Origin of the sequence: Bradyrhizobium sp. 4 (assembly GCF_023100905.1) — a bacterium.
Taxonomy (GTDB): domain Bacteria; phylum Pseudomonadota; class Alphaproteobacteria; order Rhizobiales; family Xanthobacteraceae; genus Bradyrhizobium.
Map to the genome: position 1 here is coordinate 6,406,811 of NZ_CP064686.1, position 25,693 is coordinate 6,432,503.

The following is a 25,693-nucleotide window of genomic DNA, read 5'->3' on the forward strand; positions in this document are numbered from 1 at the left end:
ACACACGGCAAACGAAAAATGTCGAAAACAACCCCATGCACAGTAGCCGGCGGGTCCGGCGCATGTGCTGAGGTTTTTCGAAAAGGCGAGCTCTGGCAATGGCCTGGGCGCGATCAGGTCCGCCGGTCGATCAGGCTGACGTTTTAGGCCCCAACCAGCGCTTTCGCCGCCGGCAGCAGCGTCTGCTGCACGACCAGACCCCTGGCGCGGGCGTCCATGACGCCGACCGCGCGGAGCGCCAGCAGCGTCACGGTCTGCACGGCATCGCGCATCCTGGCGGGATCGTCGAGATTGTCCGGCGCGAGCGGTCCGACCAGGGCCTCGTGCAAGGCGCCGAGCAGCGCGGTGGCGGCGAGCGCGGTGTCCTGCGCCGGCAGGTGGCCGGCGCGCACGGCGGCGTCGATCCGCGAGGCCATCTCGCCCGCGATCTCGCGCCGGCTGGCGAGGCGTGAAGCGCTGACATCGACATCGACCGGCTCGGCCAGGATGCCCCAGGCGAGCCTGCGCTGTGACAGGGTATGCACCGCCACGGTGGTCACCGCCGCCGCCAGCGCCGAAGACGGCCCCGGCGCGGCATCGGCGGCTCGCCGGATCGCCGTGAGCTCGTCGCGGGAAACTTCGGCGATCAATTCGGAGATCAAATCGGCCTTGGATGGGAAGTAGCGGTAGACCGTACCCGCAGCGACGCTGGCGCGAAGCGCGACCGGCGCAATCTGCACCGCCGCCATCCCGCCTTCCGCCGCCGCCTCCCGCGCCGCCGCCAGTATCGCACTGCGCCGGGCCGCAAGGCGCTTCACCACTTGATGCGTCCGCCGATAAACCATGGCGCGCTTCCTGTCCCCAGCATCCGTCCGGCGCAAAGCCCGACCGCCTGCTTATTCGCTAATCTTCGCCCAAATCGCCCTCAAGAACTGAACAACTATTCAGGGCGGATGACAAGACACAAATGAGCATATGCGCGCGAGACAAACTTCGGCGCGACAAGAGCAGGTAAACGCATTCTTGCTCGGCGCGGCCGCGGTATGACGATCCGGTTTACCTCAACTTAAAAGCGATCATGCTCAGCTTGCCGATGCTTGCGCGCTGCTGCGTGCTGTCGTTTCAGCCCCGAGAATCCGATGTCGATTTCCATGACAAGCAGCGTGCCCGTCCGCGGTGTTGCGCGCTGGCTACTGCCGTTCTGCATCGCCGCCGGCGTCTACCTGTTCTTCCTGGGCATCGGCGACATCATGCTGCGGGATACCGATACGCTGTGGCAGATCAAGATCGGGCAGTGGATTCTCGAACACCGCGCCCTGCCCTATACCGACATCTATTCCTTCACGCGAGCCGGCGAGCCCTGGATCTCGAGCTCCTGGCTATCGCAAGTCCTGTTCGCGCTGGCTTACGAGCCGTCCAACTGGTCGGGGGCAGTTATCCTGACGTCGCTCGCGATCGGAGCGACCGCAGCGATTTTCGTCTACCTGCTTGAGCCCTATCTGGAGCCTGCGCGCGCCTTTCTGCTCGTCACCCCGCTCCTCTTCATGTCGATGGGCCACTTTCTCGCCCGCCCGCACATGCTGGCACTGCCTGTCATGTTGGCTTTTGTCGGCGGGCTGCTGGCGGCCGCCGATCGGCGCACCGCGCCGTCGTGGCTATTGCTTCCCTTGATGGCGCTATGGGCCAATCTTCACGGCGGCTTCGTCATGGGGCTGGCGCTGATTGGGCCCATTGGCCTCGATGCGATCGCGTCCACCGATCGCAAGGGCCGCTTTGCACCGGCGTCGCGCTGGGCCTTGTTCGGGCTCGCTGCGCTTGCCGCAAGCTGCTGCACGCCCTATGGCTGGAATACGCCGCTCGCATCGGCGAAAATCCTCAGCCTCGGCAAGGTGCTCTCGCAAATCTCGGAGTGGATGCCCGCCGATTTCAGCTCGTTCGACTTGTTCGGTGCCAGCCTGCTCGGATTGATCGCCCTCGGCTACTACAAAGGATTGGTGCTGCCGTGGACCCGCATTCTTCTGCTGCTCGGCCTGGTCTGGGCGGCACTCAACCACGTCAGAAACATCGAGGTCTTTGCATTGTTGACACCGCTCGTGCTGGCGAAACCGTTGGCCGAACAATTGGGCACGGCCAGAGCGGTCGCGCTCGCACGGGCTGAAGCACGGCCCTCCTTTGCAGTGACCGCGATCGCGGCGCTCGTGATCGTTGCGACCAGCTGGAGTATCACGCGGTCCTATGCCACGCCGACGCGGTATGCCTTTATCCGCAATCCGACCCCTCGGGCCGCAGTCGATCTGCTCGAGCAGCGGCACGCGCAGCGCATCTTCAGCACCGCGCCGATCGGGAGCTATCTGATCTTCCGCAACCTCAAGACCTTCATCGATGGCCGCGCCGAGCTGTATGGAGAGCAGTTCGTGCTCGACTATTTCGACGCCATCGAAGGCAAGAACGCTGAGACTCTGCTGCGTTTGCTCGATACCCACCAGATCGACGCCACACTGCTGAACGGATCGACTCCCGCCGCAAGGATCATGGACCACGTGCCGGGCTGGAAGCGGCTCTACTCGGATGACCTTGCCGTCATCCACGTCCGCGATGACGCACCGGCGAAGCTACCCTCAGCACCGTGAGCCGCGGATCAGGCGTTTAACCGTCGCGGACTCGCATGGACGCGACGGCTTCGGCGAAGAAAAGACTTCGCTAGAACAAGACTTGGCACGAAAGACTTGGCACGAAAGGCTTGGCACAAAAGAAAAGAGCCTTGTCCGGGACAAGGCTCTTTCTACTCTTGGTCCGTTCAGTCTTACTTGAGGCTGGACGAGATCGAGGTGAACTTGGCGTTCAACGTGGTGCCCAGGTTATTGACGACAGTGATGATCGCCAGCGCGATGCCGGCGGCGATCAGACCGTATTCAATGGCGGTGGCGCCGGATTCATCTTTCGCGAAATTCGCAACGAGGTTCTTCATAAAGAGCTCCAAATGAGTACACGAGGCTACAACTGATCTGGTCTTTTTGGCTTCCCAGCGCCGCTCGACCATGGATGCGAACGTAGTGGCAAAGAATTGCGCCGCAGTTAATTCGACTGCGGAAATACAGAGCGGTTTGCGTGTATTCGCCGATGGTAAACCGAAATCTAAAACGATCCGTTAAATTGTCGAGACATCAAGCCGGCCCGGTATCACCGGTTTACCCGAAATTATGACCGCCGTGGTCCAATGTCGATCGCTCGGCACCCCGACAAAACAACAGGACGACGACGCGGCATGTCCCTTTCCTTTGCCAACAGCATCACGGTGCAGGGTCGTGCGCGAGCCCTGGTGCCGCTGTGCGTCGGTGCGGGCGCCTATCTCTTCTTCATGTATGTCGGCGATACGCTGCTTCAGGACTCCGACTCGTTTTGGCAGATCAAGATCGGACAATGGATCATCGATCACGGCGCTATGCCGTACACGGACATCTATTCCTTCACGCGGACGGGCGCGCCGTGGATTTCAACGTCGTGGCTGTCGCAGGTGCTGTTCGCTCTCTCCTATGCGCAATTGGGCTGGGCAGGTCCCGTCATCCTCACCGCGATGGGAGTCGCGCTCACGGCCGCGATCTTCGTCTATCTGCTCGACGTGCAGATCGAGGCACCGCGCGCAGTGCTGCTTGCGATGCTGGCCCTGCTGCTGTCGCTGCATCACGTCCTGGCGCGTCCGCACGTCCTGGCGCTGCCTGTCATGGTGGCATGGGTCGGTCTATTGATGGCGACCGCCGACCGCAGGAGCGCGCCGTCCTGGTACTGGCTGCCGCTGATGGCGCTGTGGGCGAACTTGCATGGCGGCTTCGTGCTCGGTCTGGCGCTGATCGGTCCGATCGCGCTCGAGGCCGTCGAGCACGCCGAGAAGGGGCGGCGGCTTCAGCTGTTCCTGCGCTGGGTGCTGTTCGGCATCGGTGCACTGGTCGCGAGCTGCTGTACGCCGTACGGCTGGGGAACGCTGCTGGGCGCCACCAACATCTTGAGCCTGGGCGAGTTGCTCTCGCTGATCTTCGAATGGATGCCGGCGAACTTTGCCACCTTCTCCTCGTTCGAAGGCGCCCTGCTCGGCCTGATCGCGTTCGGCTATTATCGCGGCCTCGTGCTCTCTGCGCCCAGGATCTTCCTGATCCTGTTCCTGACCTGGAGCGCGCTGACCCACGTCAGGAGCATCGAGGCGTTCGCGTTCCTGGTGCCGCTGGTGCTGGCGAAGCCGCTCGGCCAGCTGGCCTCGCGCCCGCAGCCGGACGCACCCGGTGCCGACCGCTGGCCGGCCCGCTATGTCACCGCGCTTGGCGCACTCATGATCGTCGCCGCAAGCTGGGCCTCGACCTCGCTCTATATGGGCCACCACAGCTTCAGCTTCACCATGACGCAGACGCCGGTCGCGGCAGTCGATTTGCTCGAACAACGCAAGGTCCAGCGCGTCTTCAACGCCTATCAGTTCGGCGGCTATCTGATCTCGCGCGACGTCCCTGTTTACGTCGACGGTCGCGCCGAGCTCTATGGCGAGAAATTCGTCATGGACTTCTTCAAGGCGACCGAGGGCAAGAAGCCCGAGCTGCTTCCGCGGCTGCTCGACGAGCACAAGATCGACGCAACGCTATTGGCCGCCGACGCGCCCGGACCGCAGATCCTGGACATGCTGAAGGGCTGGAAGCGGATCTATACGGACGACATCGCAGTGATCCACGTGCGGGACAACACGGTAGGTGGGTCGGCGACGAGCGCGAAGCCCTAGCGCCAAGGTGATTGCGAGGCAACCCTGCCCTGCCTCAACGTCGTCACTGCGAGCGTCGCAAGAGCTCCTCGCAACGACGAGTCGTTCGCCGACGCACCACCACCCAACAAAAAACGCGGCGTTTCCGCCGCGTTTTTCAATTCGATCTGCCGCTCGCGATTACGCCTGCGGCTGCGGCTCCAGGCCGGGATCCGGATCGGGTCGCGGGCGCGACTTGCCGGCCGGAGGCACCGCCGAGGCGCGCGGCGTGGTCGGCTCGAGCACGGACTCGCGGTTCGGCTTCTTGCCCTTGAGCAGGTCGATGATCTCGTCGCCGGAGAGCGTCTCGAACTCGAGCAGGCCCTTGGCGAGAGCTTCGAGATCGGCGCGCTTCTCGGTGAGAATACGGGTTGCTTCGTTGTAGCCTTCTTCGACGAAACGCCGGATCTCGGTATCGATCTTCTGAACCGTCGCTTCCGATGCGTTCTGGGTGCGCGACACCGACATGCCCAGGAAAACCTCGTCCTGGTTCTCGCCATAGGACACCGTGCCGAGCGCCTCGGACAGGCCCCAGCGCGTCACCATCATGCGTGCCAGACGCGTCGCCTGCTCGATGTCCGACGACGCACCCGAAGTCACCTTCTCGCGGCCGAAGATCAGCTCTTCGGCGACGCGGCCACCCATCATGATGGCAAGGCGCGAGGTCATCTGCTCCAGCGACATCGACAGCTTGTCACGCTCGGGCAGCTGCATGACCATACCCAGCGCACGACCGCGCGGAATGATGGTCGCCTTGTGGATCGGGTCGGTCGCGACGACATTGAGGCCGACGATGGCGTGGCCGCCCTCGTGATAGGCCGTCAGCAGCTTCTCTTCCTCGGTCATGACGAGCGACTTGCGCTCGGCGCCCATCATCACCTTGTCCTTGGCTTCCTCGAACTCGGCCTGGGTCACCATCCGCTTGTTGCGACGGGCGGCGGTGAGCGCGGCTTCGTTGACGAGGTTCATCAGGTCGGCACCGGAGAAACCCGGGGTGCCGCGCGCGATCGTCTTGAGGTTGATATCCGGCGCCAGCGGCACCTTGCGGACGTGGACCTTGAGGATCTGCTCGCGGCCGACGACGTCGGGGTTCGGCACCACGACCTGACGGTCGAAGCGGCCGGGACGCAGCAGCGCGGGATCGAGCACGTCGGGACGGTTGGTCGCGGCGATCAGGATCACGCCCTCATTGGCCTCGAAGCCGTCCATCTCGACCAGCAACTGGTTCAGCGTCTGCTCGCGCTCGTCATTGCCGCCGCCGAGGCCGGCGCCACGGTGCCGACCGACGGCGTCGATTTCGTCGATGAAGATGATGCAGGGCGCGTTCTTCTTGGCCTGCTCGAACATGTCGCGGACGCGGCTGGCGCCGACGCCGACGAACATCTCGACGAAGTCAGAACCCGAAATCGTGAAGAACGGCACGTTGGCTTCGCCCGCGACCGCACGCGCGATCAGGGTCTTGCCGGTGCCGGGAGGGCCGACCAGCAGCACGCCGCGCGGAATGCGGCCACCGAGGCGCTGGAATTTGCCGGGGTCGCGCAGGAATTCGACGATCTCCTGCAGGTCCTGCTTGGCCTCGTCGACGCCCGCGACGTCCTCGAAGGTAACGCGGCCATGCGCTTCAGTCAGCATTTTTGCGCGCGACTTGCCGAAGCCCATCGCCTTGCCGGCGCCGCCCTGCATCTGCCGCGACAGGAAGATCCACACGCCGATCAGCGCGATGAAGGGCAGCCAGGAGACCAGCAGCGAGACGAACCACGGCACGTTGTCGCCGGGCGGCTTCGCGGTGATCTGCACCTTGCTGTCATAGAGGCGCTTCACGAGCGTCGGATCGCTCGGCGCATAGGTCTGGAAGCTCGAGCCGTTGGTGAAGGTGCCGTGGATGTCCGGCCCCTGGATCACGACGTCGCGCACATTGCCGCGGTCAACCTCGCTCAGGAGCTGGGAGAAGGCGATGTCCTGCGAGGAGGCGCGCTGACCCGGATTCTGGAAGAGCGTGAACAACGCCAACAGCAGCAGGACAATGATGACCCAGAGGGCGAAATTGCGCAGATTGGCGTTCATCGATCTTCCTTCGTGGTCGCGCGGATCGCGGCCTGAGCCTTGGGCAGTTATTTGGGCAGCGCGAGGAAATCCCCAAGGAATCCTCTCGGTTAGACGGATACAATCTAGGTGTCGCTCCGGTCGCTGCCAAGGGAACGAGATGGGACTATTTAGCCCATCTTAGTCCGATTCCCGCTGAAATAATGGCACCCAGATCCCGCTTTTTCCTGCCTGGTTAAGGTGTCCTCACGGCGCGGTCTCGAAACGGCCGGTGCGATGATCCGCCCCTATCCACCCTTGATCCACCCTTGCGCCGGGCCGGCGCCGGCCCGATGCGGATACGTCCCCCGACAAGGCTGATCAAGGCTCCCGCAAGCGTCTGCTTCAGGGCCGGCCGGCCATTTGCGGGTGCGCGGGGACTTGCGGCAATGGCCTGATCGAGCACGGCCAGAAGGGATTCGACCTTGCCGAGTTCCGCCGGTCCCTCATGCCCGAACGCGTTGACGGCCCGCAGCAGGATCCGCAGCCGGACCTCCTCCGGCAGGGCGGCAAACACGGGGGCCTCGAAGCTTCGAACGCCGGCCTGCGGCGCATCGCCGCGATCCCGCAAACGGAGGAAGCGCTCGGCTCCATCGGTCAGCACCTCGACGGCCGCATTGGCGCGTGCCAGCCTTGCCGCGAGCCGGGCCAGGCTGCGGGCATCACCACCCTCCGCCGCGAGCTGCGGAAGCAGCGCACGCAGCCGCGGCCGGGTAAAGGCAGCGTTGTGGTTGGTGGGATCGTCGGCAAAGCCGATCTTCGCCCGCTTCAAGGTCGCGATCAGCTGCGATTTCGGAACATCGAGCAGTGGACGCGCAAGAACGACGCCGTCGCGCTCGGTGAGACGGGCCATCGCCGACAGCCCGGCCAATCCGCTGCCGCGGACAAGACGCATCAACACGGTCTCGGCCTGGTCGTCGCGTGTGTGGGCGGTCAGCACGTGGCTCGCACCAGCCTTGCGTGCGGCCTGCACGAGCAGGCGGTAACGGGCTTCGCGTGCGGCGGCCGGCAGACCCGTTTTCGGCTTGGCGCCGCGCCAGCGCAGGGTCCGATGCGGCAAGCCAAGCCCGGTCGCCAGACGCTTGACCTCGTGCGCCTCGCGCGCCGCCTCCGGCCGCAAGCCGTGGTCGATCGTGACGACGGTGAGACGCGGGCCGCGCGCGAGGCTGCGATGCCAGCGCGCCGCAAGCCACATCAGCGCCACCGAGTCGGGCCCGCCGGAGACCGCGAGCAGCAGTCCCTGCGCGCCTTTCAGGCCTGCGAAGAGGCGCTTGGCCTCACGCGCCGAGATCGGTGAATTGTCCTCTGGCATGACGCTGCAATCGTCCGCGGATGGACCGACTGTTTAGCGCAGCGCCATCAATCTTGTCAGGATCAATCGCTGCGCCTCAGCACTTCACGCGCTTCTGCTCGCGGTCGACCGCGGCTTTGACGCCGGCGGAAGCGCGCGGATATTTGCGGCCGACTTCGCCGAAGGCGGCGCACGCGGCCTCCTTTTCCTTCAGCGCCGCCAGCGACTGGCCGAGCCGCAGCAGGGCATCCGGCGCCTTGGCGGATTTGTCGTATTTGGTGGTGACGGCGAGGAAGGCTTCCGCGGAGTCGCGATATTGCTGGCGCTGGAAATAGCTCTCGCCGAGCCAGTATTGCGCGTCGCCGAGCAGCGGGTCGCTCGGATATTTCTGCGAGAAGTTCTTCATGGTCTGTTCGGCCAGCGCATAGTCCTTGCGCTGCATGTAGCCGATGCCGAGGTCGAATTCGTCGCGTGGCGTGGCCGAGGGCGGCAGCGTCGTCAGCGCCGGGGCGCCTGCGGGCGCGGGAGAGCCGGGTGGGGCCGGCGGATAGCCGGGCTGCGCAGCCTGAGGCGCGGCCGCTTGCGGATAGCGGGGGCCGCTGTTGGCGAGATCAAGCGGTTCGCCGGCGCCACGGCCGCCGGGCGCGCCGCTCGGGGCACCTGCAGGCATCGGTTGCTGCCCGCCGCCGAGCGCGCGCGGCGCACCCGGCGCATTCGGGCTCTGGTTCGGGTCGAAGGCATCGCCGCGGCGGCGCGGGCCCGGCGCGCCGGGCGCAGGCTGCTCCTGAACGATCGGCGCCGGAGAGGCGATTTGCGGCTGCTCGTAATTCGGCTGGGCCGCTTGCTGGTGCGGCGGCTGGCGATAGGCCGGGGCGGCTTGCGCGGGCGGCATGGCCGCGACGTTGGGCTGGACCGGCGTCTGGCCGGGCGCGCCTTGCGCGCCGCCCTCGAGCGCTCGCAGCCGCTCTTCGAGCTGGCGGTTGCGATATTGCAGCTCTTCGTTCTGGCCGGTGAGCTGGCGCAACTGGTTCTCCAGCCGCTCGATCCGCATCTCGGGATCTGCATCGTCCGACTGTGCGAGGGCGGGCGAGCACAAAGAGAGCAGCGCGGCGATCGCCACGGTGCCGGTGAAGACCTTAAATCTGGATGACATCTTGCCCTGACGACGAAAGCGAAATGGCCTGCGACCGAACATTCGACGCGCCACACATTGAAGCGGAGTACGCCAAAACTGTGACTGAAACAAAGGGGTTTCCGTCACAGATGGCTGAAACGAAACCGGCGCCCGAGAGGGCGCCGGCATAATCGGTTTCTGAAGATGAACGGCGCCTGACCAATGGTCAGGAGCTCGCGTTCAGCACGGTGACGGCGCGGCGGTTCTGCGACCAGCAGGAGATGTCGTTGCAAACGGCGACCGGCCGCTCCTTACCGTACGAGATCGTGCGCATGCGGTTCGGATCGATGCCGCGCGAGGCGAGGAACGAACGCACCGACTGGGCGCGGCGGGCGCCGAGCGCGATGTTGTATTCGCGGGTGCCGCGTTCGTCGGCATGACCTTCGACGGTGAAACTGTAGCGCGGATAGCTCTGGAGCCACTGCGCCTGCTTCTCCAGGGTCACGATCGCCTGCGGGGTCAGATCGGTCTGGTCGCTTTCGAAGAACACGCGGTCGCCGACATTGACGACGAAGTCTTGCTGACTGCCCGGCGTCGCCGCGTTGGCCATCGCATCCGTGGCAGCATTCTTGTTGGCGCAGGCACCCATCGACAACGCGACGGCAAGCACCGCGGCCAGCTTCAATCCCTGGAGGATGCGCATAGGATGTTTCATTCCGGAGCCTCCACGCTCACGTTTCGTCCACTGCTGTCCGGTCTACAGGGGGTTGGTTAAGCGAACGTTCCGTCAACCTTGATGGAACCTTGCCACAGCCGGTCAAATGCCCCCAACCAGCGAAAAGCAACCGTCATGGTTAATGGGTTGTAAATGTGGCGCGATGGTGAAGGCAAGCCGCGCCGACCGGCAAAAACCGCGGCCCTTGCTGGAATTTTAGGCTCTCGCGTGGAGACGCTGGGGCCTGACCTTGGGGCCTAGCGGGCAGAACCCGTTGCCGAGGCGGCTACGTCCGGGGTCCGCTGCGTGGCCAGCGACACCGGCCGCGGGGCCGCCTGGCGCGGGCTGCTGCGTTGAAACAACATGCGCCGCTCAAAAGCGCTGGAGCGCATGATCGGAAAGCGCGTCAGAACCTTTTCCCGCAGGTTCCGGAAATCGGACGCCATCAGCACGGCCTTCTTGGTGGGCCAGCCCGGAAACCCGCGGGGCTCCGATGAAATAGTCTCGTGCAGGAAGATGCGACGATAAAACGCCTGATGATCGGTCCGGATCATGGCCAGCCCGGTGTCGGCGTTGAAATGATCGCAAGCCACAAAAGCCAGCCGCACCGTCAGATAGGGCAGCTCCGGAAAACGCTGGTGCTTTTCGGGATCAGCAACAAACCGGCATGGATCGATGAGAACTTCGCCGCGGTCGAGGCGGGGATGCAAGACGTCGCCAAACACTTCGGTCGTGTAGGACATTCGCCAGTCAGACGTCAGGACGTGAATGCGAACGGAGCTGCAGAGCTCTCCATCGACATAGACCCCGAAATTCCAGGTGTTGGGCGCATCGTCGAAGCGATCAGTCACGCGCCGCGACTCCGACGGCTCGATCAGTCCGGCATGCAGATAGGCCCGGTACCGCATCAGATAGAGGTTGTCTCGGTCCTCAGGAGTTTCGATCAGGCGGTAATCGATGCGGTCAAACAGAGCGGCTCCCCGCGGAAGGAGCACCGTTTGCGGTTCAGCTCCAGACGTCATCCAGTACCCCTACACTCCAAAGCAACTTCTGCGAGTGTGGGGAGATTAATGGTTCATTAACGGAATTGCAAAGGCTTAGAAACGTTAGGGTTAACCTTTGCAGCCCGCAAAAACACGGACGAACGAGAGCTAAATACGTTGAGGAGTGAGGCAGAGAAAGATCAGGCGATCGATCGCGAGGACACCATGACGATCTGGTCCTCAGCCCCGCGACGGCCATGCGAGGCATTGAGCAATTGGCGAATCCGGACTGCCGGCACCGGCCGGCTGAACAGATAGCCCTGCCCTTCGGTCACGGTGCCGTCGGCGCTGATCAGCTCCAGCTGATCATTGGTCTCGATGCCCTCGACCACGACGGCCATGCCGAGATCGGCCGACAGCCGCGCCACGCCGCGCAGCAGCGTCAGCGGCCGGTCGGCATCGATGCCTTCGAGGAAGGAGCGGTCGATCTTCACCTTCTGCATCGGGAAATTGTGCAGGTAGCTGAGGCTCGAATAGCCGGTGCCGAAATCATCCAGCGAAATGCGCACGCCGATCGCATGCAATTGCGACAGGATGTCGTGCGTCAGCTGGGTGTTGCGCAACAGCGAGGATTCGGTGATCTCGATCTCCAGCCGATGCGCCGGGAGCCCCGAAACCTCGAGCGCGTAGCGGATTTCGCTCAAGACGTCGCGCTGGTGGAATTGCTGCGGCGAGAAGTTGACGGCGACGTTGACGCCCTCCGGCCATTTCATGCATTCCATGCAGGCGCGGCGCAGGATCCAGCGGCCGAGATCGACGATCAGCCCCATGTCCTCGGCGACCGGGATGATGTCCACCGGCGAGACCGTGCCGCGCACCGGATGATTCCAGCGCAGCAGCGCCTCGCACGTCGTGATCTTGCCGGACTTCAAATTCACCAGCGGCTGGTAGAACAGCTCGAATTCCTCGTTGGCGAGCGCCTTGCGCAGGTCGAGCTCGAGGATGCGGCGCGCCTCCACGGTCGCCGCCATCTCGTCGCGGAAGAAGCAGAAGGTGCCGCGGCCGTCGGCCTTGGCCCGGTACAGCGCCATGTCGGCGTTCTTGAGCAGCGTGTCCGCGCTGACGCCCTCCGGAGAGGTCAACGCGATGCCGACGCTGGCCCCGATCTCGACCAGATGATTGTCGATGCGGTAGCGCTCGCTCAGCCGTTCGACGATCCGGCGCGCCAGCGCGGCGGCGTCCTCGGGCGAGGAGATGTTCTCCTGGAACACGACGAATTCGTCACCGCCGAAGCGGGCGACGAAATCCTCCGGGCGCAGCATCTCGCGCAGGCGGTTGGCGACCGCGCACAGCAGCTGGTCGCCGCAGGGATGGCCGAGCGTGTCGTTGACCTGCTTGAACTGGTCGAGATCGACGAACAGCAGCGCGGACAGGCGCTCGGCGTCGTGCGAGATCGCCAGCAGCCTTTCGATCTCGTCGCGGAAATGAACGCGGTTGGGGAGCGCGGTGAGGTCGTCGTAGCGCGCCAGATGCGTAATCTTGGCCTCGGCGCTGCGACGGTCGGTAATGTCCTCGAGCAGCACCACCGCGCCGCCGTCAGCCATCGGCTGGACAGTCCAGGACAACGACCGGTTTCGCTGCGTGTCGGGATCGGCGGTGATGATCTCCTTGGCTTGCGAACTCTCGATGTCCGCGACGATCCGCTCGCCGCTCCCAGCCGAGATGGATCCGGCGCTGACGCACGCCGCGACGATGTCACGCGCGTTGATGCCGCGCTGCGCGAGACCTTCCGGCAGGTTCATCATTGCGCCGAAGCGGTGATTCATGACCGCCAGCTGTCCGTCGACGCGGAACATGCAGAGGCCGTGCGGCATGTTGTTCAGCGCCGTATCGAACTGGCCGGCGAGCGCGGCTTCACGTTCCCGTGCCACGACCGCTCCCATGAAGATTCGGTGCAGATTCACCGAAAGCTGCATGATCGCCATCAGGAACGCGCCGCTGACCAGCGCCATCGCGATGTAGTAGGGCGTTCCACGCAGCGCCAGGGCAAGCACGGCCGGGCCGAAAATCAGCACGGCCTGGAGGTGGAAGATCGCAGGCCGGCCATATGCCCTGCCCGCGCCGCCCGCCGCGATTCCGGTGGTGACCGACAAGGCTATCATGTGAGCCACGGCGTCGTCCGTGGCCAACAGGGCGGTGGCGCACCAGATGCCGATCGCAGCCGCCTGGATCTTTGCCCCGATCTGATAGCGCTTCTGCCAGCGTGCGGCCGCCTCGACGGTCATGACCGCCTGACGTGCCTGATAGAGGCGCAGGTCGATCGCCCGCGCGGACCCGGCCAGGATCAGAAGTGCGACGCACGCCCAGATCAGCGGCTCGCCCGTCCTCAGCGCGGTCAGGGCCGCACCAATCGACACGAAAATGAGTCCGGCCAGCAACGGGCCAGGCGCTTCGAACAGCGAATCGATTTGCGCCGCCGAAGTTTTCGGCGGCCGCTGTTCCGGCTCTCCGCTCTGACTTGCAAACTGCATCTGGTGTTTACGCGCGTCCTGTCTGGAGCGCAGTTTTACCGATCCGGTATGAAGTCTTTCTGAGGGAACATCGTTAAAGTCGAGTTGTTTTGAATGACCAATAGTCGAAATACATCAATAGAAACAAACCGATGGGAAAAGTTTGCCGAGTGCAACCTTAAAGAACAATTATCGCGGGGACACATCTGGCAAAGTTTCGGAAAAGGCGCGCGGTCAAATCATCGCGCGCCGCGGGCGACGGCTAGCCCGATGTCGAGGACAATAGCGGCGACCATGCCGGGTCGGAGGCGAAGCCCGGCGTCGGCACCTTCAGCTCGTTGCGCCCCGAGATGTCGACGGAGTATAGCGACGGCCCGCCGCTGCCGCCGGGATCGCGGAAGAACATCAGCACGCGGCCGTTCGGCGAGAAGGTCGGACCTTCGTTGTGGTAGCCGGAGGTGAGAAGCCGTTCGCCGGAGCCGTCCGGCTTCATCACGCCGATCGAGAACTGCCCGCCGCCTTGCCTGGTGAAGGCGATGTAATCGCCGCGCGGCGACCACACCGGCGTCGAATAGGTTGCGTTGTTGTCGTCCTTGGAGAAGGAGATGCGCTGCGCCGCTCCGCCGCCCGCGGCCATGACATAGATCTGCGATCTGCCGCCGCGATCGGACTCGAAGCAGATGCGGGTGCCGTCCGGAGAGTAGGAAGGTGAGGTGTCGATCGCGGGCGTGTCGGTGAGGCGCGTGGTCGAGCGCGAGCGCAGATCCATCACGAACAGGTTGGAATTGCCGCCCTGCTGCAGGCTCATGATGACGCGCTGGCCGTCCGGCGAGAACCTCGGCGCAAAGGTCATGCCCGGGAAGTTGCCGACGATCTCGCGCTGGCCGGTCTCGATGTTGAACAGGTAGACCTTCGGATCGCCCTGGCCGAATTCCATGTAGGTGATCTCTTGCGAGTTCGGCGAGAAGCGCGGCGTCAGCACGAGGTCGGAGCCGCGGGTCAGATAGCGCACATTGGCGCCGTCCTGGTCCATCATCGCGAGCCGCTTGACGCGGCGCTCCTTCGGCCCGGTCTCGTCGACGAACACCACGCGGCTGTCGAAATAGCCCTTCTCGCCGGTCAGCTTCTCATAGATCTGGTCGGAGATGATGTGGGCGATGCGACGCCAATATTCCGGCGAGGTGAAATATTGCTGGCCGGCGAGCTGCTGGCCGGTGACCACGTCCCACAAGCGGAATTCGGCCTTGAGGCGACCGTCCGGCTGCCGCGTCATGCGGCCGGTGACGAGGGCCTGCGCGTTTAGGGTTTTCCAGTTCTCGAATTGCGGCGCGACGTCGATGTTGCTGATGCGCTCGATGAAGGCGGCCTGGTCGACCGGCGCGAACAGGCCCGAGCGCTTCAGATTGTTGGTGATGACCTGGGTGACGCCGTTGCCGACGTCGCCGTCGGCGGGCGAGCCCGGCACGAAATTGGTGATCGCAATCGGGATCGGCCGAAATTCCGTGGGATTGATTTCAAGCCGCTTTTGGGCCTGTGCCAGGGCATGTCCGCCCCCAAGCATCGCCAGCGCCGATCCACTGACGGTCATAAAGCGGCGGCGGGTGATCGATCGAGCGTCATTCATCGCAAAATTCTTTTGTTCGGATGTCACAACATATCTTTCAGGCCGAAGCGCATCGGAATGGTTTTCCAAGTGTCATACTGCTGCTTTGGCAGGAACGAATAGACCTGACATTGTACGATGGCTCGCTTGCCACTCTCCGCCACTGCCTGAGCGATCGACCGGGACGGTCCTCTCGCCGCAACGACGACCGGCTCGGATGCCAGCGATCCATCGATCTTCATGAAAATATCAATGTCGGCTTCGTATTGATCGGCGTCCTGCCCGTTATAGGTGGGCGTGAAGCAGCGCTTGACCGCTGCCATGAACGCGCCTTGCCAGGTCGCAACGTTGTTAGCGGCCGTCCCGGTCGTCGATCCCAGCGCGGCGGACGCATTCAGAGTCGATCCCGTGAGCTCGTGCCGGGTCGCGGCGCGCTTGTCGAGATCTCGGGCAATCTGCGCGGGATCGAAGCTGCGCTCCTTGGGCTTCGGCTGCTGCGGCGGCTGCACCGCCGCGACCTTTTGCTCGGGCGGCTTGGGTGGCGGCTTCTTGGTGTCCAGCTTTTTCTGCAGTTCGGCGATCGGATCTTCCTTGGCCGGATCAGGCTTCTTTTCCTGTGGCTTCGGCTCTTCCTTCGGCTTCGCCTCAGCGACGGGCTTGGGCGGCTCGGGCTTTTTCTCGACCGGCTTTTCGACGGGTTTTGGCGGCGGTTCGGGCGTCGAGTTTGTCTTGATCAGCTCTTTCTTCTCGGTGACCTTGCCGACGGCGTCTTCCTCGGGCTTGGCTTCCGCAATCTTCTCGACCTTCGGCTTCGGCTCTTTCTTGTCGCCGGTCTTCTGCCCCGACATCATCTGCGCGAGCTGGTCGGTGGAGATGATGTCGATCGGCAGCGACTCTTCGGCCGGCACGAAAGCCCTGCTGCTAAAGGTGACGAGCCCCCATCCCAGCACGAGGACGTGGAGGGCAATCGACGCAACGAGTGTCTTGTCGACCTTCACCTTCACGGTCTACCCCTGATCCGCTTCCGTGACGAGCGCCAGCTTCTTGAAGCCTGCGCCGGACAACTGGCCCATGACCTTGGCCACCGTCCCGTAATCCGCCTTCTTGTCGGCACGCAGATAGATCCGTTCCTCGAGCCCGCCGCGCGCGTCCGTGATCGCCTTCAGCTTCGGGATCAGTTCGTTGATCGCGATCTCGGCGTCGTTGATGAACACCTTGCCCTTGATGTCGACCGACATCTGGATCGGCTTCTGGTCGTTGTTTTCGAGGCTCTTGGCCTGGGTCTGCGGCAGGTCGAGCGGCACGCCGACCGTCAGCATCGGCGCCGACACCATGAAGATGATGAGCAGCACCAGCATCACGTCCACCATCGGCGTGACATTGATTTCGGCCACGACCGGCTTGCGCCGGCCACGGCGTCCACCGCCTCCGGACGAACTCGCAACGTTCATGCCCATGGTCTGGTGCCCAAATTGCCCTTCACACTATACATGCCGTCCGTCAGCCCCGCTCGTCGATCTGGCGCGACAGGATGGCTGAAAATTCATCGGCGAAGCCTTCGAGCCGCTGGGCCTGCCGGTTCACCTCGGAGGTGAACTTATTGTAGAAAATAGTGGCAGGAATGGCGGCGATAAGGCCGACGGCGGTCGCAAACAGCGCCTCCGCGATGCCGGGGGCCACCACCGCCAGAGAGGTATTTTTAGACGCCGCGATCGACTGGAAGCTCGACATGATGCCCCAGACGGTGCCGAACAGGCCGACGAACGGGCCTGCGGAGCCAACGGTGGCGAGCACCAGCAGCCGGCGTTCCAGCCGCTCCACCTCGCGGGCGATCGACACATTCATGACCTTGTCGATGCGCATCTGAAGGCCTGCGACCGAGCGGGCCTGGCTCTCGAACGAACGTTTCCACTCGCGCATCGCCGCGACGAAGCAGGCCGCCATGGAATGCGTCGGCTTGGCCGAGAGCGTGCGATAGAGGTCTTCGATCGACTCGCCGGACCAGAAAGCTTGCTCGAAACGGTCCATCGAGCGGCGGGTGCGGGCAAACAGGAAGATCTTGTCGATGGCGATCGCCCAGACCCAGACCGAGCAGGCGAGAAGCCCCAGCATCACGGCTTTCACGATCCAGTGAGCCTGCCAGAACAGCGCGATCAGCGACACGTCCGCGGAAGCGGCAACCGGAAGGGCTGACTGAGCCACGTCGGCCGGATTCATAGGCAGTATCCTCTCAAGGCGATCGTTACCTGATGTCCCGACCTAATGTCCCGGCCAGCAAATGGCCGCCGGTTCCCCAATAGCCGCGCTAGAACCGGCGCGGCCGGCAAGCCCGCTCAAAGCCTTGTCTGTCTGGGGTGCAGGGCTCGTCCAAAGCCAGCCGCCTGCATTCCCTGCGAAGATGTCAAAACTATGGGCCCGACCCCAAGGCTCAGACTTCGGGCTCTGGGCGCCATTGTCCGCAATTACCAGAGCCCGGCGAAGGTTAATGCTGAGTTACCGCAGGCGAATTTGGCTGCGGGAAAGCGAGGTCCCGCAGGGGGATGGGAGGCGCGGCGGGCGGGTCCGCGTTCCCCCACGTGCCGCAACTCCCGCGCGCGGGGCCCCGGCCCCGCGGCGCGTCCTCGACGGGCGGCTGCGCTGCGGCCGCGATACCAGAGTTCCGCCGCCCCCCGGCGCATGAAGAGCGGCGCGCGTTATCCGTGGGAGGAACCAGCCCTCGCCCGAAAAATTGTCCCGAAAATCACTACTCGCGAGGTTTTGCCATGAGCATCAACCCCAAGTCGACCGCCGCCATTGGCGATCATCCGCTCCACCCCATGATCATCCCATTCCCCGTCGCCTTCCTGGTCGGCGCGCCTATCGCCGATCTCGCCTTCATCGGAACCGGCGACGGCTTCTGGGCCAGAGCCGCCATATGGCTGATCGGCGCCGGCATCGTCATGGCGCTCGTTGCCGCCGTGGCCGGCTTCACCGACTTCTTCAGCGACGCCCGTATCCGCAGCCTCAACGATGCCTGGTATCACATGGTCGGCAATCTGGCGGCGGTCGTCCTGGCCCTGATCAATTTCTACCTCCGCTACGCGCAAGGCGCGGAGGCTGCGGTCAAGCCGTGGGGCGTGGCGCTCTCGCTGATCGTGGTGGGCATCCTCCTGTTCACGGGATGGAAGGGCTGGGAAATGGTCTACCGGCATCATGTCGCGGTGCTGGACGCACCGGGCCAGACCAGTTCGGAGCCGGTCACGCCGCATCATGGCGGCGAGCGCCACCGCCGCGCCGCCTGAACGAGGAGCACGTCGGCTGATGACTTGACGGCGAGTCAGGCTGCCGAGGCCGGTTCGGGGCAATTCGTCAGCCGCGCCGGATTGCCGACTGCGGTGCAACCCCGGGGCACGTCGCTCGTCACAACGGTGTCGGCGCCGATCTTTGCAAAATCGCCGATGCTGACGTTGCCGAGAATCGTCGCGCCGGAGCCGATGAACACGCCGCGACCAATGCGAGGCGAGCGCGCCGGCAGTTCCGTGCCGCGACCGATGCTGACGTTCTGAAGGATGGTGGCCTCGTCGCCGATCGCCACATCGGCACCGATCACGATGCCGGTGGCGTGGTCGAGATACACCGACGATCCCAAGCTCGCCGCCGGATGAATGCTGACCTGCAGGACGTTCGACGCCTCGTTCTGAAACAGCAGCGCCGCGTCGCGATGGTCGTGATGCCAGAGCCAGTTCGAGACGCGCCAGGCCTGCAAGGCGACGTAGCCCTTGAAATGCAGCAGCGGCGCCAACAGTCCGGTGATGGCGGGATCGCGGAGCACGATGGCCTGCAAGTCCCGTCCGGCGGCCTCGATCAGATTCGGCTGGCCATTGAAGGCGTCGCGGGAAAATGTCGTGAAGCGCGCGCGTTCGGCCGCGCTGTCGCCAAGCCGCTGTCCGATCAGGTCGGACAATGCGCCGGTAAAATCGTCATGGGCGAAGATGAGGCCTCCAAGAGCCCGGCCGAATATGGGGTCGGCTGCCACTGCGCGCTGCGCCTCGTCTCGGATCTTCTGCCAGAGGGTCTCGCTCGGCGTGATCGCAGCTTCCATCATCGTTGCCGCCTGCGATGTTTTGACGCTTCCTTTTCACCGTCAGATATAGAGCGTCGGCAGCGCGCGCGCCACGCTCCCCGTGAGGCTACGAGCTTGCATGCCAGGCGGCCGGGATCATATATATGGAGGAAGTCGAGTTCCCGGCCGAAGCTATGGTCTCAGGATCGTACTGCCGCGCTGGCCCGGGTTGTTCAGGCAAAGTATCTCGTTCGAAGCCCCGCAGCGGTCCGCCACCCCCCGGGTTTGTCGTACACAGCGGCCCTCAGTGCTGCCGAAGCGACTCCGGATCTCCATCATCCAAGGTCACGCCAATCCATGTCGCCCAATGCCTCCGCCGACGACCAACACGACGACATCATGTATCCCTCCGCACTGCCGTTCCTGCTGGTGCATCTCGGCTGCGTTGCAGCCATCTGGACCGGCGTGACCTGGCAGGCCATCGCGATCTGCGCCTCGCTGTATGTCGTCCGCATGTTTGCAATTGGAGCGGGCTACCACCGCTATTTCTCCCATCGGGCTTTTGCGACCGGCCGGGTCTTTCAGTTCATCCTGGCCTGGCTTGCGCAGAGCACCGCGCAGAAAAGCGTTTTGTGGTGGGCGGCCAAGCATCGACATCATCATCTGCATTCCGATACCGAAGACGACGTGCATTCACCGCGTCATCGGAGCTTCCTCTATAGCCATCTCGGTTGGATTTTTTACCGGGAGCACGATGGCACCGACCTCGTGAAGGTCGGCGATTTCGCGGCCTATCCGGAGTTGATGTGGCTGCATCGCCTGGAACTGCTGCCGGCCATTACGCTGGCTGCTCTCTGCTTCCTGGTTGGCGGATGGTCCGGCCTCGTCGTCGGCTTCCTATGGAGCACCGTGCTGGTCTATCACGCGACCTTCTGCATCAACTCCCTCGCCCATGTGCATGGACGCAAGCGGTACGTGACCGGCGATGATTCTCGCAACAATTGGCTGCTGGCCTTGTTCACCCTCGGTGAGGGCTGGCACAACAATCACCACGCCTACCAGAGCAGCGTGCGGCAAGGTTTTCGCTGGTGGGAAATCGACGTCACCTATTACATCCTGAAGGTGCTGTCCTGGTTCGGCATCGTCTGGAACATGAAGTCGCCGCCCGAGCAGGTGCTGCGCAACGAGCAGCCGCTTGGCGCACGCGTCATCAACCGGGCAGCCCGTGAGCTTGCCGGACGGTTCGATGCGCAGACACTGGCGCATGCGATCTCGTCGGCGCTCCGCCGAGCCGATCTGGCCCAGCTGCAGCTGCCGACGCTGCATGACATCCTCAGTCGCGCGCACGAAGGCGTCGATGCACTGACACATCTGCATTTGCCGAAGATTCCGACCCGCGAGGAGTTTCTCGCCGAGGCCAAGGCGATGTTCGCGCGAACGCGATCACTCAACGAGATCGTGGACTACGCCTACGAACACTTCCTGGAGTCGGTTCGCGCGCAGCTCGCCACGGCGCGCTGACCAAGTCTCTCTCTGCACCAGACTTCCAGACCAAGACTTTTCCAAACCAAGGCAATCCGGACGGTCGCGGCAGCCTGACGCGCATTGCCAAAATCAAACCGCCCGCCTGCGGGTTGCGCAGGCGGGCGGCTCAGGGCCATCAGGACTTTGGGGGCATGCGCCTGGCGGCTTTGAGAGGCGTCAGTCCCGAGATCAAGCTTGAGATCAACCTTGCTGCTGGTCGGTCGGCGGCGGGGTCGGGCGTGTCTTGTGTTGCGCCATGAACTGGTCGAACTCTTCCTTGTCCTTGGCGTGACGCAGACGGTCGAGGAAGTTCTTGAACTCGACCTGCTCCTCCTCGAGCCGCTGCAGTGTCTCGGTGCGGTACTCGTCAAAGGCGCGGTTGCCGCTCGAGGGCGGTCCGAAGCCAAAGCCGAAACCGTGGCGCTCCATGCGGCCGCGCATACGGTCCATCTTGTACTGCATCCGCTCCATCTTGTTCTGCCAGCGATCCTGGTTGCTCCAGCACGACATTCTTCTGCTCCCGAGTGTGAAAAAGAGAAGGGCAAGTCCGATCGGCCACCACATGATGAAACCGAGGATGGTCACGGCGATCCAGCCGGGATGCCAGGGCGTGTTGAGCATGTGGGGGCGCTCGTAGTGTTGGTCCGAAGGGCCGCGCCATCGATTGACATCAGCGGTGTAGGCCATTTCCCTCTCCATGACGGCATCAGCGCCGTTGTGAATGTAAATAACATTTACATAGGTAGATCATCCCGCGATTTTGTCAAGCCGACCGCCTGACAGGGCGGGGGAATTATTTGGGTAACTTTATTTCGGCTTGCCCCAGGGACCACCGGGCGGCACGCCCGAACCGGAGGATGCCTCCGGTGGTACCGGCGGCGGCTCGGCGCTTTTCGCCGGGGGACGGCGATCGGTCGGGAAGCCGAGACCGCGCAGATAGATCAGCACCTCGGCTTCGAGCAGCTCGTCCGGGGACATGGGCAGCTTTCGACGCGCAGCATCGCCGCGGGAGAACAGCGAGGCCACGCCATGCGCCATCGACCAGATGTGCAGCGCCATCATCATCGCCGGCGGCCGCGGGGTGCCCGGCGGTGCCAGCGCGGCAAGCCGCTCCGCCGCGGCACGAATGATGTTGAAAGCACGCTCGCTGGCGGCCTGGAGCGCTGGATTGGAATCCACCGGCACGCCCGATTCGAACATCGCATTGTAGAACGCGGGCTCCTCGCGCGCGAAGGCGAGATAGGCCCTGCCGACTCGCTCGAACGCCGTGACGGTGTCGGGCCGTCCGTCGTCCCAAGCCGCGGTCAGGCGCGCTTCGAACTGCTCGAAGCCGCGCTGCGCGATCGAGGACAGCAGTTCTTCACGGTCGCGAAAATGCCGGTACGGTGCCGCGGCACTGACGCCAGCCATGCGCGCGGCATCGGCAAAGGTGAAGCCGGCCGCGCCCTTCTCGGCGATCAGCCCGAGGGCGGCCTGCAACAGGGCTTCCTTCAGATTGCCGTGGTGATAGCCGCGCTCGGCGCGGCGCGTCTCCTTGCGCCAGCTCATGTGAACGACCTTTACATGAGCTGGGCAGGAAGGTCACTAGCGGCGACGGGGTTGATCGACCGTATTCTTCCCGGTCCGGCGCCGCGGGCCGAAGCCCTAGCCGCCGGGGATCGGCAGCACCGGCATGATCTCGACGCGTTCGCCGGGGAAGATCGTGAAGTGCGGGTGGTTCTCGAACATCTTCGCCGCGGCTTCATGGGACGCCGCGCGCACGACGGTGAAGGCGCCCATCTCGTTGGCGATGTCGGCGAGGCCCTTGCCGTCGACCTTCTTGGTCTTGCCGAGCGGGCCGCCCATGGCCTCGATCGCGCCCTGGTGCTTTTCGACCCAGCCCTTCCAGGCCGCCATGCCCTCCTGCTCCTTCGCCTTGCGCTCAGCCTCGGGCATCGCATCCCATGCGGCCCATTTGGAGCTGGTCTTGCTGCCGAGGAAAACGGCGAGATAGGTGTCGGTGCTCATTGGTTCTCTCCCTTGATGATGGATAGACGAAGCTGCGGCTATTTCTTGAGGTCGCCGAAACCTGCGGCGGCCTCCTGCACGTCAGGCGGAAAGTCGCTCATCTCCTGCACCTGACGGATCTCGATGATTTCGTTCGGTGCGGCCGGACAGCGCTTGGCCCAGGCGATCGCCTCGGCACGCGAGGCAACCTCGATCATCCAGTAGCCGCCCAGGACCTCCTTGGCCTCGGCGAACGGACCATCGATCACGATGGGCTTGCCGGCCACAAACGAGACGCGCGCGCCCATCGAGGGCGGGTGTAGGCCGTCGAGCGTGATCAGCACGCCGGCGTCCTTCAGCGCCTCGTTGTAGCGCATCATCGCAGCGACCCGCTCGGGATCGAGTTGAACGTCGGGCGCCGCGGTCTCGTAGCCGAGCGGGATCATCAGCATCATGAATCGCATGAGCATTCCTAGCGTGCTTTTGTCGTTCGGGTTGCGCGGCGGCGCCACTCCGGATGGACGGGAGCGACAGCCCGGGCCGCCCGCCCTCACCTCCAAGACGAAGGAACCTTGACGAAACCGACAGGTGACGAAAATTATTCTGGAGGTTATTGGCTGGCGCTAGCGCGCCTGCGGCAGGAAACGACCGTCGTGCCGGGCAGCGCCGAAATAGACCTCGATGCGGCGAACCTTGCCGCCGGCGAAGGTGAAGAACTCGGTGTTGCGAAAGCTCCTGCCATCTGTCGCCAGGCAGAGATAGGTGACGAAGGCCTCGTCGCCTTGGATGAAAACCCGCTCGATGTCGTGCCGCGCAATCCAGCCGGTGTTCCTCCAGCAACGCTCGAAATAGGTCGCCTTGTCGAGGTCGTCGTCGAACGGGCTGGTGAAGCGGAAATCGTCGGCCAACGCGTCGGCGACCCGTTGCCGGTCATTGGCGAGATAGGCCGCGAAAAGGTCTCGAATTAGGCGCTCGGGGTCAGTCATCGAACGGTTCCGTGATCAGCATCGTCTTGAAGACGATTGAGGCGCACCCGCGCCGACATCACGTCCGGCGGCAACCACGCGAAAAATAATGCACGCGGTGGCCCGTACAAATACGGCGCGTTCTATGAACTCCGCCGTGCATATGAGTCGAGAATACTTGCAACCTGAGCAACATGGCCGAGGCGTGCGAAAGACAGAACGGGCGCCGCCTCGTGCAGGAGTTTACAGTTGCTAAAGAAGCCCATGCAACTTTTTAGCTTGAGCGAAACGGTATGACGATCCGGCTGATTCGCCCCTCAGCATTAGGCGGAGCTTACGTGTTCAATTTCCAAAGCAAGAAAGTCAGGCACGCGGTCGCGGAGGTCGAGGCGCTCGACCGGTCCCAGGCCGTGATCGAATTCGGCCTCGACGGCACCATTCTCGATGCCAACGAAAATCTCCTCAAGATGAGCGGCTATACGCTCTCGGAGATCAAGGGCAAGCATCACAGCATCTTCGTCAGCGCGACTGAACGCGAAAGCGCCCGTTATCGCGACTTCTGGGCCAGCCTGAACCGCGGCGAGTTCCAGACCACGCAATACAGGCGCTTCGGCAAGAACGGCAAGGAAGTCTGGGTCCATGCGTCGTACGCGCCGCTGCGCGACGAGAACGGCAAGGTGGTGAGCTTCATCAAGTTCGCAACCGACATCACGGCTTACAAGATGAGGACCATGGAGGACGCGGGCAAGATCGCCGCGATCGGCCGTGCCCAAGCTGTGATCGAATTCAACATGGACGGCACCATCGTCACCGCCAACGAGAATTTCCTGGGCGCGATGGGCTACTCGCTCGACGAGATCCAGGGCAAGCACCACAGCATGTTCGTGACGCCGGAGGATCGCGCGAGCTCGGCCTATGCCGAATTCTGGGCGCGACTGAACCGCGGCCAGTTCGAGGCCGCCGAATACAAGCGGATCGGCAAGGGCGGGCGCGAAATCTGGATTCTCGCAACCTACAACCCGATCCTCGACGAGATGGGCAGGCCGTTCAAGGTGGTGAAATTCGCGACCGACGTCACCGCGCAGAAGATGAAGGCCGCCGACAATGACGGACAGCTCGCCGCCATCCAGAAATCGCAGGCGGTGATCGAGTTCAACATGGACGGCACCATCCGCACCGCCAACGAGAACTTCTTGAAGGCGATGGGCTATTCGTTGACCGAGATCAAGGGTCAGCACCACTCCATGTTCGTCGAGCCGAACGAGAAGAATTCGGGAGCCTACCGCCAGTTCTGGGAGACGCTCAACCGCGGTGAATACCAGGCCGCCGAATACAAGCGGATCGCCAAGGGCGGCCGCGAAATCTGGATCCAGGCGTCCTACAATCCGATCCTCGACCTCAACGGCAAACCCTACAAGGTGGTGAAATATGCCACCGACATCACCGCGCAGGCGATCGGCCGCAAGAAAGCCGACAACGCGCGCGGTCTGATCGAGGCGGTCGCGGCCGGTAGCGAACAGATGAGTGCATCGATCCGCGAGATCTCCGCCACCATGGCGAAGTCGCGCGAGAATTCGAAGGTCGCGACCACCCGCGTCGAGGCCGCCGACGGCCAGGCGCAGCGGTTGAACGCGGCGGCGCAGGCGATGAGCGGCATCGTCGAGATGATCTCGGGCATCACCGGCCAGATCAACCTGCTCGCGCTCAACGCCACGATCGAATCGGCGCGCGCGGGCGAAGCCGGCCGCGGCTTCGCGGTGGTCGCCTCCGAGGTGAAGAGCCTCGCCAACCAGGCCAAGCAGGCGACCGACACCATCACGTCCGAAATCGACGCGCTGAACACCATCTCCGGCGACGTTGCAAGCTCGCTGACCGCGATCAAGGTCGCGATCGCCGGCGTCAACGAATTCATCGCCTCCACCGCCGCCGCGGTCGAGGAACAGAGCATCGTGACGGCCGACATGTCGGCCAACATGCAGCGCGCCACGGCGGAGCTGGCTTAGGCCGCTTTGCGCGGCTGCAAAAGGAGAGCCTCGACGAGCTAAAGGCGCGATAGTTTGTCGCCTCTCCTCGCGGCTTTCGTGGTAGGGAGACCGCCTCAATTTCCCGAACCACGGATAAG

Annotated in this window: 23 protein-coding genes; 5 read left to right on the forward strand and 18 right to left on the reverse strand. The window is 63.8% G+C overall.

From position 1 onward, the window contains the following. Nucleotides 1–143: 143 nt before the first annotated feature. Entirely contained in the window at nucleotides 144–824 is a 681-nt protein-coding gene (locus IVB45_RS30610; protein ID WP_027520003.1) for a TetR/AcrR family transcriptional regulator, read from the reverse strand. Nucleotides 825–1,118: 294 nt separating this feature from the next. Here IVB45_RS30610 and IVB45_RS30615 point away from each other — a divergent pair, with 294 nt between their 5' ends. Next, nucleotides 1,119–2,609, forward strand: a complete 1,491-nt coding sequence (locus IVB45_RS30615) for a hypothetical protein (RefSeq protein WP_247358265.1) — start codon at nucleotides 1,119–1,121, stop codon at nucleotides 2,607–2,609. Nucleotides 2,610–2,782: 173 nt separating this feature from the next. On the opposite strand, the gene IVB45_RS30620 is transcribed toward IVB45_RS30615, so the two are convergent. Further along, a complete protein-coding gene (locus IVB45_RS30620; RefSeq protein WP_027570346.1) occupies nucleotides 2,783–2,947 on the reverse strand; it encodes a Flp family type IVb pilin in 165 nt (54 codons plus the stop codon). A 297-nt stretch (nucleotides 2,948–3,244) separates the two neighbouring features. On the opposite strand from IVB45_RS30620, the gene IVB45_RS30625 reads away from it, so the two are divergent. Then, nucleotides 3,245–4,738 carry a hypothetical protein gene (locus IVB45_RS30625; RefSeq protein WP_247358264.1) on the forward strand — a complete coding sequence of 498 codons (1,494 nt, stop codon included), beginning with the start codon at nucleotides 3,245–3,247 and terminating at the stop codon, nucleotides 4,736–4,738. A gap of 159 nt (nucleotides 4,739–4,897) precedes the next feature. On the opposite strand, the gene ftsH is transcribed toward IVB45_RS30625, so the two are convergent. The 10 genes from ftsH to tolQ form a co-directional block, all read right to left on the reverse strand. Continuing rightward, nucleotides 4,898–6,820 (reverse strand): ATP-dependent zinc metalloprotease FtsH, encoded by a 1,923-nt coding sequence (gene ftsH, locus IVB45_RS30630; protein WP_007596301.1) that lies wholly within the window; start codon nucleotides 6,818–6,820, stop codon nucleotides 4,898–4,900. A gap of 214 nt (nucleotides 6,821–7,034) precedes the next feature. Beyond that, nucleotides 7,035–8,150, reverse strand: a complete 1,116-nt coding sequence (tilS, locus tag IVB45_RS30635; RefSeq protein WP_247358263.1) for a tRNA lysidine(34) synthetase TilS — start codon at nucleotides 8,148–8,150, stop codon at nucleotides 7,035–7,037. A gap of 76 nt (nucleotides 8,151–8,226) precedes the next feature. Next, the gene (ybgF, locus tag IVB45_RS30640) at nucleotides 8,227–9,282 is read right to left on the reverse strand and encodes a tol-pal system protein YbgF (RefSeq protein ID WP_247358262.1); all 1,056 of its coding nucleotides are present in this window, start codon (nucleotides 9,280–9,282) and stop codon (nucleotides 8,227–8,229) included. A gap of 187 nt (nucleotides 9,283–9,469) precedes the next feature. Then, complete coding sequence (pal, locus tag IVB45_RS30645) at nucleotides 9,470–9,958, reverse strand: peptidoglycan-associated lipoprotein Pal (RefSeq protein WP_007596304.1); 489 nt, start codon at nucleotides 9,956–9,958, stop codon at nucleotides 9,470–9,472. A 257-nt stretch (nucleotides 9,959–10,215) separates the two neighbouring features. After that, a complete protein-coding gene (locus IVB45_RS30650) occupies nucleotides 10,216–10,980 on the reverse strand; it encodes a hypothetical protein (RefSeq protein WP_247358261.1) in 765 nt (254 codons plus the stop codon). Nucleotides 10,981–11,141: 161 nt separating this feature from the next. Beyond that, the gene (locus IVB45_RS30655) at nucleotides 11,142–13,472 is read right to left on the reverse strand and encodes an EAL domain-containing protein (RefSeq protein WP_247358260.1); all 2,331 of its coding nucleotides are present in this window, start codon (nucleotides 13,470–13,472) and stop codon (nucleotides 11,142–11,144) included. A gap of 241 nt (nucleotides 13,473–13,713) precedes the next feature. Then, nucleotides 13,714–15,075 (reverse strand): Tol-Pal system beta propeller repeat protein TolB, encoded by a 1,362-nt coding sequence (gene tolB / locus IVB45_RS30660; protein WP_247358259.1) that lies wholly within the window; start codon nucleotides 15,073–15,075, stop codon nucleotides 13,714–13,716. Nucleotides 15,076–15,098: 23 nt separating this feature from the next. Continuing rightward, nucleotides 15,099–16,058, reverse strand: a complete 960-nt coding sequence (locus tag IVB45_RS30665; RefSeq protein ID WP_247358258.1) for a protein TolA — start codon at nucleotides 16,056–16,058, stop codon at nucleotides 15,099–15,101. 3 nt (nucleotides 16,059–16,061) lie between these two features. After that, the gene (gene tolR, locus IVB45_RS30670) at nucleotides 16,062–16,511 is read right to left on the reverse strand and encodes a protein TolR (RefSeq protein WP_018453789.1); all 450 of its coding nucleotides are present in this window, start codon (nucleotides 16,509–16,511) and stop codon (nucleotides 16,062–16,064) included. Nucleotides 16,512–16,554: 43 nt separating this feature from the next. Continuing rightward, a complete protein-coding gene (tolQ, locus tag IVB45_RS30675) occupies nucleotides 16,555–17,271 on the reverse strand; it encodes a protein TolQ (protein ID WP_007596319.1) in 717 nt (238 codons plus the stop codon). A 545-nt stretch (nucleotides 17,272–17,816) separates the two neighbouring features. Here tolQ and IVB45_RS30680 point away from each other — a divergent pair. Next, nucleotides 17,817–18,335, forward strand: a complete 519-nt coding sequence (locus IVB45_RS30680) for a DUF2231 domain-containing protein (protein WP_027570338.1) — start codon at nucleotides 17,817–17,819, stop codon at nucleotides 18,333–18,335. Nucleotides 18,336–18,370: 35 nt separating this feature from the next. Here the strand turns inward: IVB45_RS30680 and IVB45_RS30685 are convergent, their stop codons facing one another. Then, on the reverse strand, nucleotides 18,371–19,138 hold the full coding sequence (locus tag IVB45_RS30685) for a serine acetyltransferase (protein ID WP_247358257.1): 768 nt from the start codon (nucleotides 19,136–19,138) through the stop codon (nucleotides 18,371–18,373). A gap of 315 nt (nucleotides 19,139–19,453) precedes the next feature. Between IVB45_RS30685 and IVB45_RS30690 the strand changes: the two genes are divergently transcribed. Further along, nucleotides 19,454–20,617 (forward strand): acyl-CoA desaturase, encoded by a 1,164-nt coding sequence (locus tag IVB45_RS30690; RefSeq protein ID WP_247358256.1) that lies wholly within the window; start codon nucleotides 19,454–19,456, stop codon nucleotides 20,615–20,617. A gap of 204 nt (nucleotides 20,618–20,821) precedes the next feature. Here IVB45_RS30690 and IVB45_RS30695 read toward each other — a convergent pair whose 3' ends face one another. The 5 genes from IVB45_RS30695 to IVB45_RS30715 all read right to left on the reverse strand — a co-directional run bounded on the left by IVB45_RS30695 (nucleotide 20,822) and on the right by IVB45_RS30715 (nucleotide 23,592). Beyond that, nucleotides 20,822–21,307: a DUF2852 domain-containing protein gene (locus tag IVB45_RS30695; RefSeq protein WP_027570335.1), complete on the reverse strand. Its 486-nt coding sequence runs from the start codon at nucleotides 21,305–21,307 to the stop codon at nucleotides 20,822–20,824. Nucleotides 21,308–21,427: 120 nt separating this feature from the next. Beyond that, nucleotides 21,428–22,168 carry a TetR/AcrR family transcriptional regulator gene (locus tag IVB45_RS30700; RefSeq protein ID WP_027570334.1) on the reverse strand — a complete coding sequence of 247 codons (741 nt, stop codon included), beginning with the start codon at nucleotides 22,166–22,168 and terminating at the stop codon, nucleotides 21,428–21,430. A gap of 96 nt (nucleotides 22,169–22,264) precedes the next feature. Beyond that, on the reverse strand, nucleotides 22,265–22,627 hold the full coding sequence (locus tag IVB45_RS30705) for a YciI family protein (protein ID WP_027570333.1): 363 nt from the start codon (nucleotides 22,625–22,627) through the stop codon (nucleotides 22,265–22,267). Nucleotides 22,628–22,665: 38 nt separating this feature from the next. Further along, complete coding sequence (locus IVB45_RS30710; RefSeq protein WP_247358255.1) at nucleotides 22,666–23,070, reverse strand: YciI family protein; 405 nt, start codon at nucleotides 23,068–23,070, stop codon at nucleotides 22,666–22,668. A 159-nt stretch (nucleotides 23,071–23,229) separates the two neighbouring features. Continuing rightward, nucleotides 23,230–23,592 carry a nuclear transport factor 2 family protein gene (locus IVB45_RS30715; RefSeq protein ID WP_247358254.1) on the reverse strand — a complete coding sequence of 121 codons (363 nt, stop codon included), beginning with the start codon at nucleotides 23,590–23,592 and terminating at the stop codon, nucleotides 23,230–23,232. Nucleotides 23,593–23,909: 317 nt separating this feature from the next. On the opposite strand from IVB45_RS30715, the gene IVB45_RS30720 reads away from it, so the two are divergent. Next, complete coding sequence (locus tag IVB45_RS30720; RefSeq protein ID WP_247358253.1) at nucleotides 23,910–25,574, forward strand: PAS domain-containing methyl-accepting chemotaxis protein; 1,665 nt, start codon at nucleotides 23,910–23,912, stop codon at nucleotides 25,572–25,574. The last annotated feature ends 119 nt before the right edge of the window (nucleotides 25,575–25,693 follow it).